Here is a 13,935-nt window from a genome sequence, read left to right on the forward strand (position 1 = left end):
TTCCCCCGTAGGCTTGAGCACCGCTCAAGCCATGGCCAATGAGATCGACCACAATGGGAGCGAGCATGGACAGAGCAAAATCAACCCTTGAGCAGTGGCGGATCCTTCAAGCTGTTGTCGATCATGGCGGCTACTCTCAAGCTGCCAAGCAGCTAAATAAAAGCCAATCCTCCCTGAATCATGCGGTTGCTAAACTGCAAGATCAGCTTGGCGTACAACTACTTGAAGTCAAAGGACGTAAAGCCTATTTAACGGTTCAGGGAGAGGTTCTGTTAAGACGATCTAGGCACATCACTAACTCTGTGAACGAGCTTGAACAACTGGCAAATAATTTAGAGAAAGGTTGGGAGCCAAATCTGACAATAGCCAGAGAGATTATCTATCCCATGCCTATGCTCGTTAACGCCCTAAAACACTTCCAACCAGATAGCCGAGGCACAAGAGTCACGATTTTAGACTCAGTGATCAATGGGACTCAAGAGTTAATTCGTGATGGTGAGGTAGACATAGCAATATGCGGCGGAGTGCCACCAAAGGGGTTTATCGCAGAGCCCCTGTGTCACATAAACTTCTTACTTGTGTGTCACCCCAATCACCCACTGTGCTCTGAAACAGTCATTGAAGATGACCTTACCTTGGCTCAACATCTACAGATAGTTATTAAGGACACAGGGCAATCCATTAGCACGGAAGCTGGCTGGTTAAAAGCGGAGCAAAGATGGACTGTATCAAATTTTCATGAGGCAATAGAGATACTTGAGCAAAATATTGGTTTTTGTTGGATACCTGAATATCTGGTTTGCAACTTAATCCAAGAGGGTAGGCTTAAGAAGTTACGTTTAAAAGGAAACACCCACAAAAAAGCGCTACTGCACTTAGTGATCCCAAATCGCGATCAACAGGGGCCTGCAAGTGAACATTTGGAAGGGCTAATTTTAAGAGAACATAAGAAAAATATTGATTAAACTGAAAAACTTAATGAGCTAGCGACACTGGCTCTGGGCTCATACCGCTCTGAAACAGTCTCAGTTAAATAATGATGGGAGCCTGACTCCAACGTCACTGATTGGGCAGTTAGTTGACTGTTAATCTTATCAACTGAGTCAGACACAGGGTTAACCTCATCAACTTGTGGCTTAGTAATGGCGCCAGTTTCATCAACATCACCTGCCGTTGTAAACTTAGGAGGGTCAAAAATAGGGATCTCATCGATGCTCGATTGTGCACCAAGCAGTGGAGCCATCTCCTCAATAGAGGGCGCGTCGCTAACTCTTTGCTCCGCCAACTCAGCCCTAGCTTGATTTAATTTTCTCATCGCCTCGGCAGCCACTCGAATATCAGCCATAGAGGGATCGGTTGGTGCCATCGCAGCAGCGTACACTTGCCTCATCTTGTTGACTGTCGCTAAAGGGTTACCTGGCACAGTAGAGATATCAATTGAGACCTCACCATCGACAGCATAACGTCTACCATCACTGCCTTGCTCATAACTTAACTGTGGGCTCTGAGCATGAACGCCGCCTACAGTTGCATGCGCTTGTTCATGAGAGCGAACCTCAGCATCTCTCTTCGCTAACTCATCTAAAATCTGTTGCTCTAATACTAAGGCTTTGGCACTGCTCTCTTCTGAAGCTTTACCTTCCTCTTGTGTTGATTCAAAAGGATTAAAAACGGGTTTACTCCCTTCATCAGTATTTTCAGGCCTTTCCTGACTAGGTTCGAATGGAGGGGTAGATGATGATTCTTGCCCTGAAAATACTGGTTCGGCATCTGCATCAGTTACAGGGGTAAAGCCTGTATCAGGTACGAGTTGGGAATCGTTAGCACCAGAGGTTATCTGGTTAGCAGGTAGTTTACTGCCCTGTTGTAATGCTGAACTAATTGTACTTGTACTTGTGCTCACCAAACCATTAATCGACAAGGCACCTTGAGTTAGACTAAAACTGCTAGGGGGTGAGGCGGATGTCGTGGGTGACAACTCAGCGGTTAGAGTCGACTCAACTCCTATTTGAACACTTAAATCTGCTGCTGTATTGGCATTAAGCGAAGCATTATTAATTTCAATAGTCGGTGGCGCATGGTTTGAAGATAAAGTGCCTTTTAGACTTGGCTTAGTCGGTAACGAATTTGGGGATGTCGTATTTGGCGATACAGGTACTGAAGAAACAGAGGTAGAGTAAGATATTCCAGACAAGCGTTTTGTGGGCGAAAGGCTATCACTTCCCGCCGACAAAGCAGATGAAACATTAACGCCTAGCATGAAAACTAGACCTCAATATTAATAATTGTACCCAAAGTTTCTGATGAGGTTTCCAGTACTTCAGCAGCGGCTTCACCTTGATTTTGTGCCTCAATAGCTGACACTAACGCTTCTGTTTTATCTACATTTTCAACGGGTCTAGCCTCTTGCGTCTCAGCACTCTGGGTTGGTTGAGCAGGTGGTGTTGGAGAGGCGACATCAACTGTGGCTTGTGTTAAACCTGTCTGCGCACTCTGCAACCCGGCTTGACCAGATGAAAAACTGGGTGGTATTTGCATAAGTTTGGCTCCGAGTCAGCTTCAAATAAATATTAAAATCAGCTCTAGCATTAAGCTCTGAGGCATTACAACCTCAAGGTTAATTATTAACCACACCGGCTTAAAAGTACAGTGTTAACGCTGCTTTTATGCCTATCATATCTGTAACACCTGCTATACCCAAGCTGACTCCCAATCTTTCCAAACAGGATTAAAACCTCTCACTTTCATTGCTGCGCAAACTTCAGTCGGTGTACGCTCATCACTTATCTCAAATTGATCAAGCTGAGTATCTGGCGCTAAGTAGCCACCAGGTTGTGTCGAACTGCCTGCGCTTAACTGAGTCACTCCCAATCCAAACAGGTTATCCCTAAGGACCGCAGACTCGCGAGTCGATAGACTGATCTCAAGTTGATGATTAAAGAGTCTAAATGCGCAAATAAGCTGTACTAATCCTCTATCTGTTAATTCAACTTTAGGCGATATACCACCAGTGCAGGGACGCAATCTAGGTAACGATACACTGTAGCGGCTTCGCCAAAAATTAGACTCCAGATAAGCTAAGTGATGACCCATTAACAGTGCGTCTAAACGCCAGTCATCTAGACCAAGCAGTACGCCTAAACCTATTTTATCTATGCCTACCCTAGCCACCCTTTCAGGAGTTTGAAGACGATACTCAAAATGTTGTTTATTCCCTCGAGTATGATGCTGGGCATAGGTTTGCGGGTTATAGGTTTCTTGATAGATCATCACGGCATCGAGTCCAAGTCTCGCCAACTGTGAATATTCAGCTTCTTTAAGTGGTTGAACCTCCATCGCCACATAACTAAACTGACTTTTAACACTTGGCAGAACTGAACTAAAGTAATCAATGCCCACTTTAGTTTCATGTTCACCTGAAACCAGTAATATTGAGTCATAGTCCATTGCTTTTACCACTCGCATCTCTGCATTTAACTCATCTAGACTCAAGGTCTTACGCTTAATGCGATTGCTCATGCTAAAGCCACAATAGTCACACTCATTAGCACACAGGTTAGAAAGATATAACGGCAGATACATGCCAATATTAGCCCCAAAACGTTGGCGAGTGAGACGTGCTGAGGTTTGTGCCATCTGTTCCAAATAAGACTCTGCGGCTGGAGATAGGAGCGCCAATAGACTCTCTAATGAGCCTTCAGGATGTTGCAACGCCTGCTCAACATCTCTCCCTGTGCATGAGTATAGTTTTAGGGACAACTTTTCACGTGATAGCCCTTGTAAATAACTAAGAAAGCTCATTTAAATCCCATCGTTAATTTAAGGAATACTTGAGGCTTACTACTCATTTAAAAACCCCGTCAGTGGACTGGTATTTATAGCCTGCTGGCTCACCTGACCCAGCCCTGCAAGGTAGGCAGCCCTACCGATTTGCACAGCCTGGGCGAAGCATTGCCCCATGGCTATAGGATCGGCGCTACTTGCTATCGCCGTATTGACCAACACCGCATCGGCACCTAACTCCATCGCTCTGAGCGCTTGAGACGGTGCACCGATCCCCGCATCAACAATCACTGGAACATTCGCCTGCTCGATGATGATCTTGAGAAATGGCTCGGTAGCCAGCCCCTGATTAGAGCCAATAGGACTCCCCAAAGGCATCACAGCCGCACACCCAACCTCCTCTAGACGTCGACACAACACGGGATCGGCATGAATATAGGGCAGGACCACATATCCCTTTTCGCATAACTCCCTCGCCGCCTCTAATGTTTCTATAGGATCTGGCATTAAATATTTCGGATCAGGATGTATCTCTAATTTAATCCAATTGGTATTAAGCACTTCTCGAGCAAGCTCAGCGACAAAAATCGCCTCTTTTGCGTTTCTTGCTCCGGCAGTATTGGGCAAAAGCTTAATACCACTTTGTAAAAGAGGCGATAAGATGTCATCACTGCCAGTTTTAAGATCTAGCCTTTTCATCGCCATGGTGACCAGTTCAGACTCAGAACCTCTAATCGCTGCTAACATAATGTTAGAAGATGAAAACTTTCCCGTGCCAGTAAACAGTCTTGAATGAAACTCATGCTCCGCTATTTTCAACATTTTAGCCTCCTGCAACCACAGAGAAGATCTCTATTTTATCGCCCTCTTTACAACGCCGTTCCTGCCAAGCTGTTCTGGGAACCAGCACTGAGTTACACACCAGAGCCACAGATTTTTCCTTAACCCCTTGACCCTCAATGAGCGCCGCTAAATTTAGCTCGCTAGAGATTGTTAAGGGCTCATCATTTATCCAGATTTTCACATTTTCCATCAGCTTTCCTCTAAGCACTAGCGTTATACTGCCGCGTCTAAGTATAGATTCGACAAACAGGACAAGCAGGATCTTGGCTCAGCAATGCTTCATGCCAAGAAAACTTGAGCCCATCAAATCTAAGTAGCTTCCCAAATGGCTTACCCACTCCCATCAGAATATTCATCGCCATAAGGCTCTGCATAGAAGCTAGCGTCCCTACCATAGGACCCAATACGCCCGCTGTGCTGCAGTTCTGAGTCACTTGTGTGTCTTGGGGAAACAGGCAGTGGTAACAGCCCGCCTTCGGCGCTCTTTGCATATCAACCGCAAAGAGAAAACCAGTGAAATGGGCAACAGATGCGGTAACCAATGGTGTATTAGCTTTAATGCAGGCTTGGTTCACAGTGTGACGCGTAGGCAAGTTATCACTGCAATCGAGTACAAGGTTGACCCCTTCTATGTATCTGTTGATATTCTTAGCAGATAACCGCTGCGTGATACTTTGAAACTCACACATCGGGTACCTTTGCATCAACTTCTGGCTCCCGCGTACCGATTTATATTCACCGATATCACCACCATCAAAGAGAAGTTGTCTGGGCAAATTAGAGACTTCAACCCTATCGTCGTCAGCTAAGATAATCTTTCCCACACCGGAGGCTGCCAAATACTGGGCTGCAAGCTGGCCTAAGCCACCAACACCAATGAGTAACACCTTGGCATTTTTTAGGGCAAGCTGACCCTGCTCCCCCACTTCAGGTAACAAGAGCTGCCTCGAATAGCGCATAAAATCACTGTCACTCAGTGGCATCATACGTCTCCCACTTTTGAGTAAGCATCCTAAATGCACCAGCTGGATCTTCAGCTTGAGTGAGCGCCCTCACTACAGCAATGTCATGAACTCTAGTGTGCTTTACCGCTTCAAGTTTCGACTCATCAATGCCCCCTATGGCAACCAAAGGGTAATGAGAGCCTAGCAGCTCAACATATTGCCTTAGTTTATTAAGCCCCTGAGGCTTAGATGGCATCACCTTTGTGGTGGTTGGAAATATATGCCCTAGAGCGATATATGATGGAGCTATCTGATGGGCAATCAGCAGTTCAAAATAACTATGACTCGACACACCTAACGCGATATCCGCACTCGCTATTTTGGTCAAATCAGCCGTGTAAAGGTCTTCCTGTCCAAGGTGTATTCCATAAGCCCCATGCTTAAGTGCAAGTTGCCAATGATCGTTAATAAACAGCTTAGCTTTATAATCTCGACCTAATTGAATCGCCGAGCAGATCTGCTGCTCAATATCATCAGTTAACCCATCTTTTATTCTGAGCTGAATGGTTTTAGCTCCCGCTTCAAGCAAGGAGTGTAATAACGTCAAATCAGCAACAACAGGGTAAAGGCCTAGTCGCTCAACAATTGGTTTAAACTTGATACTACCTGGCAGCGATGGGCCGGAGTCCAATACAGAGATACTTGGATAGAGAGTCAGATCTGATGGCCAAGAAGTACGAGCGAGCGTTCCTGCCCCACTCCCTGGCTGAAAACTCGCCGCGATCCCAGCAGTCACATAGGCTTTTGCTATCACGATGGCATCATGGAGCACATAACCTTGTCCCATCACACTGGCAATAGCAGAGCTCAAGGTGCAACCACTGCCATGAGTATTATCACTGTTTATACGTGGGCCTGACAGCAGAAAGGTTCTTCCTTGGTGCAAAGTAGAGATCCCTTTTTCCTCTCTACAAACAAAAATATCTTGAGCGCAATCCCTAAGCCAAGTTGGCCCAAGATCGCCTCCTTTGGCTAACACATGGCAGTTAAGTTGCTCTGATAACAGTTCAGCCGCTAATACACAATCAGCTTGATCGACTAAAGTTGATTCAGCTCCACTCATTGCAAGAGCAGGCTTGGCTTTTATGTCCACCAGCGCGGCTAGCTCGGTAATATTGGGCGTAATTAAGGTGAGTAAACTTTTAAATGGCGAAAAGTCTAAAGTTGAATTTAGATTATCGCCACAGGTAGCAAACATCACAGGATCGAGGATCACACTCACCTCGATACCTGCTTGCTTACAATACTCAGCTAACCTCTTCTTTAACCAGCTCGCTAACATCACAACCTGACTTTGATTCGCTAACAGCCCAATTTTTATCGCAACTGGTGGCAGATCATGCAGTAAGGTATCAAGCTGTGACTGAAACATCTGAGGGGAAACAGCCTCAACCAAATTAACGGCCACAGAAGATTGCGCCGTTAAACAGGTAATGGCACTGCAGGGGTGACAGCCAAGATCGTGTATGGTTAATAAGTCAGCTTGTATGCCTGCCCCGCCACCGCTATCAGAACCGGCAATCGTCCAGACTATAGGCTTGTTAACTGAAGAACTCAGTGTTGAGTTTGCCATCGATTAAGCCTCTGCGTCCGCAAGCTCTTCATCAACAGCTCCTGCTTCATGGTAAAGCTCAGCACCTTTAGCCTTGAACTCTGCTGACATCTGCGCCATTCCCGTTTCTATCTCTGAGGCACTTTTAGCCTGATAACTGGCATGAGATTGCAGCTCCACCTCTTGAGACGCGGCGTAATCACGTACCTCTTGGCTAATCTTCATAGAGCAGAATTTAGGCCCACACATGGAGCAGAAGTGAGCCACTTTTGCCGACTCTTGAGGCAGAGACTCATCGTGATAAGCGCGAGCAGTCTCAGGATCTAGCCCTAAGTTGTATTGATCTTCCCAGCGGAACTCAAACCTTGCCTTAGAGAGTGCATTGTCACGGATCTGCGCCGTTGGGTGCCCTTTAGCCACATCACCTGCATGAGCGGCAATTTTGTATGCGATAAGCCCTTGCTTAACATCTTCTTTATTGGGCAGACCAAGGTGCTCTTTAGGGGTAACGTAACAGAGCATGGCGCAGCCATACCATGCGATCATTGCCGCACCTATCCCAGATGTAAAATGATCATAACCAGGAGCAATATCGGTAGTTTGCGGCCCTAAAGTGTAAAACGGTGCTTCGTCACAGAGTGCTAACTGCTTATCCATATTCTCCTTGATCAGATTCATAGGAATATGTCCAGGGCCTTCTATGATGGTTTGAACATCGTACTCCCAAGCTATTTTAACCAGCTCGCCTAAGGTCTCTAATTCACTAAACTGCGCCTCATCGTTGGCATCGGCGATAGAGCCTGGACGCATGCCATCACCCAATGAAAGCGATACATCGTAGGCGGCGCACAATTCACAGATCTCTCTGAAGTGTTCATAGAGGAAGTTTTCGCTATGATGAGACAAACACCACTTGGCCATGATCGAGCCACCACGAGATACAATACCTGTCACCCGTTTTGCCGTCATGGGTACATAACGAAGTAGAACACCCGCATGAATCGTAAAGTAATCAACACCTTGCTCAGCCTGCTCAACTAAGGTATCTCTAAACACCTCCCAGTTAAGATCTTCAGCAACGCCATTGACCTTCTCCAATGCTTGATAGATGGGTACGGTTCCTATCGGCACCGGAGAGTTACGTATTATCCACTCACGGGTTTCATGAATGTAGCGGCCAGTGGAGAGATCCATCACGGTATCTGCGCCCCAGCGGGTTGACCAAACCAGTTTCTCAACCTCCTCCTCAATAGATGAGGTCACGGCAGAGTTTCCGATATTGGCATTCACCTTAACCAAGAAGTTACGGCCAATGATCATAGGCTCAGCTTCAGGGTGATTAATGTTCAAAGGAATAATTGCACGACCGCGAGCAACCTCTTGACGCACAAACTCAGGGGTGATCACATGTTCGATGGATGCACCAAAGCTTTCCCCTTTAGCTTTTTGTCTCAAAACCGGATCGGTGATCCCCGCCTGCTCCATATTTTCACGGATAGCAATATACTCCATCTCAGGAGTGATAATGCCTTGTCTTGCATAGTGAAGTTGAGTCACACGCTTGCCTGATTGTGCTCTACGCGGAGGAAGCAGTGAATCAAACCTCAGGTGATCTAAGCCGTCATCAGCTAAACGTTGTTGCGTAAAGCCTGAGCTGACACCTGCAAGTTGCTCAGTATCACCTCGCTCCTCAATCCAGCTTTGTCTAAATTTATTCAAGCCTGCGCGTACATTTATCTCAGCATCAGGATCTGAATATGGCCCAGCACAATCATAAACTTTTAGGGGTGGGTTGGACTCGAGAATGGGATCAGCTTCGGTGCCGCCCACTAAGGTATCGGATTGTAAAATTTGGCGCATACCAACACGCAAATCTTCACGACTTCCCGTCAGATAAACCTTTTCTGAATTAGGGTGTTGAAGCGGTGTTAAGGTATCAATAAATTGTTGAGCTTGAGCTCGGGTTGCACGACGATTTGACATAAGCAATCTCACTTAAAAAAGAAATGAAGTTGCTTGCCAGGAGATGTTGAATAGCAGGTACATCAACAAAAAATGAAGACGCATCAGATAAAAAAATAGATCGAATGGTGATTTAATGACTCATTTAACATTCGAATTAATTGTTTTTATCATGCTTGTTTCCTTCGCGGGTATTAACCCGATCAGGTTCAACGGATCCCGAATTAACGGTCTCAGCCTTTAGGCACTCCGACAAGATGCCAAAGAGTATAAACGTAAAACTGCTGGCTAAACAAGCCAATAAAACCAAACTAAATGGAACACCAATGAATTTTTTAACCTCTACTAAACAGTTGATAAATAGTGACTAAAAAGTAAACACCAAAAATTAAGTTTAACTCACGACATTTAAAGTGAAAATATTTCACAAATAGATTAGCGTTTTATTCCCATCTTTTCAGCCCGCTTAGCTATCGCTTTTTGCAGATCTGACACCAACGACTTTCCATCACATCGAAATGGGTAGCCTAAATTCTCCGCATGGGGGTTAAGTGGATTTGGGGTTTTGACTATTCGGTAACAAGTTGAACCTTGCTTGACGATTCTATTGGGATCTAAGTTACTGTCTAAGGTTTTTGTCTCTTCCCAAACATTATGCTCTGGAAGCGACAAGATAATCATATCGCCATCCATCTCACTTAACGAACGTTTTCTGGTGTATCTATCTGACTGTGATATCACAAGCTCATCAAGTGCTTGCTCCCTCTGGCGCTGAAAGTAGTTACGTGTTGATTGACTTAAACTCCCCTCAGATTTCACTCTTACCTTGTCGTGACTGCTATCAGCCTCTTTGCTTGCTATAACATCTAACTTCAAGCTCTCTTGTGCTTTAACGCTAACCTCCTCCTTATCCTCTCTAGTTTGAGGAAAGTCGCTCACTTGAACTAGGGGCTTATCTTCTGGCTCAGGGCTAACACTCACCTCCTCTTTCACGATATTTTTAATTGGCTCTACCATCTCTTTTATCACTTTAGGTTCTACCTTAGGCTCATAGTAGATATAGGAGCTCAATTTAGGCGCTTTGTGCTCGGGAAGAGCTAACCTCTGTGGTTGCCAAACATGGTGCAACATACCAATTAACACAAAATGACCAATAAACACGAAGAGTAATACAAGAGTTGGTTGTCTATGGCGCGGCGTTAATTGAGAGGCCTGCAGCTGACCTACCTCTGTATCCCTAGCACTTGTATCACTAGCGCTAAAGCTAGTACCTGACGGTAGCTCCTCTTCAGAGCTTGCTCCCACTAGTCTGCCATCGTGAAGCAAATCATCCTCAGTTAAGTCTTGACGCTTAGCCACAAAGGGCTGCAGATGAGGCTCATCTACAGAGTCCAAACCGCTCTTCATTAAGTCCTTCGTTAAACTCTTAACTAAGTCATCTTGGGGAGTTTGGGCGTTTACCAAGTGTTTATTACTTTCCATCTCTTGTTATATCAATTCCATTTATATCGAGCCTATTTATATCAAGGCGATTTATATCGAGCTTATTGACACCTATCTCGACCCGATAAGCAGTGAACATATCTCTATACCAATTGCTATTAAGATAAAGATATGGATATAAAGTTCCTTCAGCCTTTAATTGAATAATTTTCTTTTGCTTAGCCAACTCACATAAAAAGGACAAAGGTCAAATCTTCAATCATATAAATAAAAAATAAGCGTACACGTGTACGCTCAACTCTAGTGTTAGTTAGTTAATGCTGTTAGACTCGTTAAAAAGGTCTAACCAGAAGTTGATTTACTCTATGCCATCACAGGAAATATGCCATCAAGCCCCAATTGAACAAACGCTTAATTCTAGTGGCTATACACTTCATGAAGAGCTAGCAAACAGCATCAGTCATGCCCTAGGGGTTATCGCAGGTATCGTGGGACTTATTTTCTCTATCATCAAAGGGCAAGACACGCTAACTTCTGTTCAGATGCTAGGTGTTGTGATCTACTGTAGCAGTATTATTTTACTCTTTTCCTGCTCGACGGCTTACCACAGCGTCTCAAACCCAAAGTGGAAACATAGACTGAAAATAGCTGATCATTGCGCTATCTACTTTCTTATTGCTGGAACCTATACACCATTGATGTTAATCGCACTTAAAGGCGAACAAGCCACTATTATTTTAGTTGCGATCTGGTCTTTGGCTGTAGCGGGTGTGTTATTTAAAACCCTGTTTATTCATCGCTTTAAGAAATTCAGCGTGATGCTTTATCTTGCCATGGGTTGGCTATGCGTCACCGTAATGAGTGATATGATTGCGGCGATGTCACCATTAGGGTTTCAACTTCTATTAGCTGGCGGTCTTTTTTACAGCCTAGGGGTGGTGTTTTATGTGGGTAAACGGATCCCCTATAATCATGCTATTTGGCATCTATTTGTACTCGCGGGCGCCATCAGTCACTTCCTCTGTGTCTACCTCACCTTACTTTAACTAAAGCTGTATTATCTTTGATTTAATGCAATATAGGCAGCTTCCAGCTCCAATGCTTCTTCACTCATCTTGGCTGAATGACACAGTTGGATAATACATTCTAAAGTGCATAAGCCTCCAGGGATCTGATTGCGCCTCAAGTTAAACTGAGAGTCTCCTCCCTGTGTTAATGCATATTTGTTCGCAGTGGCAAGATAGGGACTCTGCCTTATCATCTTTCTCGCCTCTTGCCAGATTGCATCTAAAATAATGATAATTTCAGGTATCTCATTCAAATACAGGTTTAACTCCTCCATTGGGGCTTGAACCATTGAATCACCAGTCTCTTTGGACAAAACTGGTTTTGGAAAAAGCACTGCCGCCCTCTTACTGGATAGTAGATCTACTATCTCATCATCTGGTTCAACTCTTGACCAGATCACACGTGCGCACCAGTCGGGAAATCGCTCTAGCGCTACTAGCCCTGTATTGGTTAAACGCGAAACCTCTCTTTCATGGGTTAATAAAATAACCTTCATCTATCTACGCCCAACATTAAATATATTCCTCTTCGCACTCTCTACTAGCAGATACGCTATGACCCGGTTATAATTGCGAACAATTATCATTACATGGCGCTTTAAGTAAGCCATCTACTATGCTTCTACCAATATCAGGCCTTTTTTCACATCTGCAGTTTAAGTTATTCAGCTACTTTGCCATCTCACTTTTAGCTATTTTACTGATAGCAACCGCCATTGAAAGCTTGGTATTGAATAAATTGCTCACTTTACCTTCAACCACACAAGAGCAACTCACAGAACTTGCCAATGAAGCAAAAGTCTTTATCAAAAACAGTGATATAGAGGGGCTTTCTCAATGGGAAAAACAGCAGGTATTCACTCTTTTTATTCTCAATAACGATCTTCAAACAATCACTAAGCGAGAGATGCATCCTCATTTTGTTTTTAAGCTTAAGTATTTAAAGCAGCTTAAACAGCCGATGGGGGATCGCGTGCAAAAGCCCTTAATCGCAGTTCCTTTAGGTGAGTATCTTATCAATAATAAACGGCAAGACTTAACGTTAGTGGTGCAGCTCAATGCCGCGCTTCATCCGGCACAACAGTTAAGTAGTAGCTTATGGATAATCCGTACACTCGTCGGCTTTGCTGTGCTCGTGATGTTTAGCTCCATCCTAAGCAAATACTTGATCACTCCGCTGACACACCTGCAAGCTGGCACACAAGCATTAGCAAGTGGAGATCTTAATACCCGTATTGCCCAGCACTTCTCCACCAAAGAACCTGAGTTTTATAAGTTAGCCACCGAGTTTGACCATATGGCGGAGCAAGTCCAGCAGTCGATGCTGAACCAACAAAGATTATTAAGGGATGTTTCGCATGAGCTGCGTACCCCGTTAGCTAGACAAGAGCTGGCACTTCACCTCTTAAGCAAACAACTTGATGACTCACATCTTACTCTGTTACATAGACTTGAACATGAAAATGCAGAGATGTCAGCGTTGATCAATACCATGCTTAATTTCAGTCGACTCAACAACGCTTATATTGATCTCAACATACAAGCAGTTCCAATCAATGAGATCCGCAGCAGATCGCTAAACGATATTGAATTCGAAGCTAAAGTGGGACAAACCATTATCTGGCACTCACAGCCGGACACTGTCACTCTCAACACTGATCTAGGCCTGTTAACTCGGGCCATAGATAATGTACTCAGAAATGCACTTAAGTATGCGGGAGAGTGCTGTACTATAGAAGTGAGCTACATTAAGACCTCTAACGGCGTTGCTCTCGTCATTATGGATGATGGCCCAGGGATTGAGCACTCAGAGTTAGAAACCGTGTTTAACCCTTTCACTCGCATGGATGATGCAAGGCATTCAAGTCAAGGGGGTTATGGCTTAGGTTTAGCGATAGTAAAACAGAGCATGAAACTGTTAGGAGGCGAAGCTGTTGCCGAGAATTTAGATAAAGGCGGCTTTAAAATTAGTTTACATCTTCCAAGCTAGCCCATTTAACACTAACTCATATCGTTAAAAAGCCCATTACCTAAAGATATACCCAAACAACTTCAAGATGCAGGATTCAGCATGTCGAGAAGTGACAGAGTTCAAGGCATGAAATAGTAGGACTAGTTATTCTAATTCAATATTTCATAACACAGAAAAATGTTGCTTCTCGCCATGCCCTTCGGGAGCTCCCGTAGAATCGCTGCACTGTGTTAGTGATATCAACAAGGGAATAACCATTATCCTCAATCACTTCCTTGATCAGCTATCCTACGGGGGCTCTGAAACGAG

13 protein-coding genes and 1 riboswitch are annotated in these 13,935 nt (G+C 44.5%); of the genes, 3 read left to right on the plus strand and 10 right to left on the minus strand.

Annotation, left to right across the window (positions count from 1 at the left end; genetic code table 11):
- Positions 1-65 precede the first annotated feature (65 nt).
- Positions 66-965 carry a LysR family transcriptional regulator gene (locus K0625_RS14285; protein WP_220110306.1) on the plus strand — a complete coding sequence of 300 codons (900 nt, stop codon included), beginning with the start codon at positions 66-68 and terminating at the stop codon, positions 963-965.
- On the opposite strand, the gene K0625_RS14290 is transcribed toward K0625_RS14285, so the two are convergent.
- The 9 genes from K0625_RS14290 to K0625_RS14330 all read right to left on the minus strand — a co-directional run bounded on the left by K0625_RS14290 (position 962) and on the right by K0625_RS14330 (position 10,551).
- The gene (locus tag K0625_RS14290; RefSeq protein ID WP_220110307.1) at positions 962-2,260 is read right to left on the minus strand and encodes a putative metalloprotease CJM1_0395 family protein; all 1,299 of its coding nucleotides are present in this window, start codon (positions 2,258-2,260) and stop codon (positions 962-964) included. The two genes, K0625_RS14285 and K0625_RS14290, sit on opposite strands and share 4 nt — an antisense overlap.
- A gap of 5 nt (positions 2,261-2,265) precedes the next feature.
- Entirely contained in the window at positions 2,266-2,538 is a 273-nt protein-coding gene (locus tag K0625_RS14295; protein ID WP_220110308.1) for a flagellar basal body rod C-terminal domain-containing protein, read from the minus strand.
- A gap of 153 nt (positions 2,539-2,691) precedes the next feature.
- Entirely contained in the window at positions 2,692-3,801 is a 1,110-nt protein-coding gene (gene thiH / locus K0625_RS14300; RefSeq protein ID WP_220110309.1) for a 2-iminoacetate synthase ThiH, read from the minus strand.
- Positions 3,802-3,840: 39 nt separating this feature from the next.
- Positions 3,841-4,605: a thiazole synthase gene (locus K0625_RS14305; protein ID WP_220110310.1), complete on the minus strand. Its 765-nt coding sequence runs from the start codon at positions 4,603-4,605 to the stop codon at positions 3,841-3,843.
- Position 4,606: 1 nt separating this feature from the next.
- Positions 4,607-4,816: a sulfur carrier protein ThiS gene (gene thiS / locus K0625_RS14310; protein ID WP_220110311.1), complete on the minus strand. Its 210-nt coding sequence runs from the start codon at positions 4,814-4,816 to the stop codon at positions 4,607-4,609.
- 37 nt (positions 4,817-4,853) lie between these two features.
- The gene (locus tag K0625_RS14315; RefSeq protein WP_232847106.1) at positions 4,854-5,612 is read right to left on the minus strand and encodes a HesA/MoeB/ThiF family protein; all 759 of its coding nucleotides are present in this window, start codon (positions 5,610-5,612) and stop codon (positions 4,854-4,856) included.
- Entirely contained in the window at positions 5,596-7,203 is a 1,608-nt protein-coding gene (gene thiE / locus K0625_RS14320) for a thiamine phosphate synthase (RefSeq protein ID WP_220110312.1), read from the minus strand. The genes K0625_RS14315 and thiE overlap by 17 nt, the downstream gene beginning before the upstream one ends.
- Before the next feature lie 3 nt (positions 7,204-7,206).
- On the minus strand, positions 7,207-9,165 hold the full coding sequence (gene thiC / locus K0625_RS14325; RefSeq protein WP_220110313.1) for a phosphomethylpyrimidine synthase ThiC: 1,959 nt from the start codon (positions 9,163-9,165) through the stop codon (positions 7,207-7,209).
- A gap of 142 nt (positions 9,166-9,307) precedes the next feature.
- A riboswitch (TPP riboswitch) is annotated at positions 9,308-9,406 on the minus strand.
- 173 nt (positions 9,407-9,579) lie between these two features.
- Positions 9,580-10,551, minus strand: coding sequence for a hypothetical protein (locus tag K0625_RS14330; protein WP_220110314.1), 972 nt, complete (start codon positions 10,549-10,551; stop codon positions 9,580-9,582).
- A 401-nt stretch (positions 10,552-10,952) separates the two neighbouring features.
- Between K0625_RS14330 and trhA the strand changes: the two genes are divergently transcribed.
- Positions 10,953-11,633, plus strand: a complete 681-nt coding sequence (gene trhA / locus K0625_RS14335; protein WP_220110315.1) for a PAQR family membrane homeostasis protein TrhA — start codon at positions 10,953-10,955, stop codon at positions 11,631-11,633.
- Between the two features lie 11 nt (positions 11,634-11,644).
- Here the strand turns inward: trhA and K0625_RS14340 are convergent, their stop codons facing one another.
- On the minus strand, positions 11,645-12,151 hold the full coding sequence (locus tag K0625_RS14340; protein ID WP_220110316.1) for a DTW domain-containing protein: 507 nt from the start codon (positions 12,149-12,151) through the stop codon (positions 11,645-11,647).
- Between the two features lie 119 nt (positions 12,152-12,270).
- On the opposite strand from K0625_RS14340, the gene K0625_RS14345 reads away from it, so the two are divergent.
- The gene (locus K0625_RS14345; RefSeq protein WP_220110317.1) at positions 12,271-13,644 is read left to right on the plus strand and encodes a HAMP domain-containing sensor histidine kinase; all 1,374 of its coding nucleotides are present in this window, start codon (positions 12,271-12,273) and stop codon (positions 13,642-13,644) included.
- Positions 13,645-13,935 lie beyond the last annotated feature (291 nt).

It is taken from the genome of Shewanella nanhaiensis, from assembly GCF_019457885.1.
GTDB lineage: Bacteria > Pseudomonadota > Gammaproteobacteria > Enterobacterales > Shewanellaceae > Shewanella > Shewanella nanhaiensis.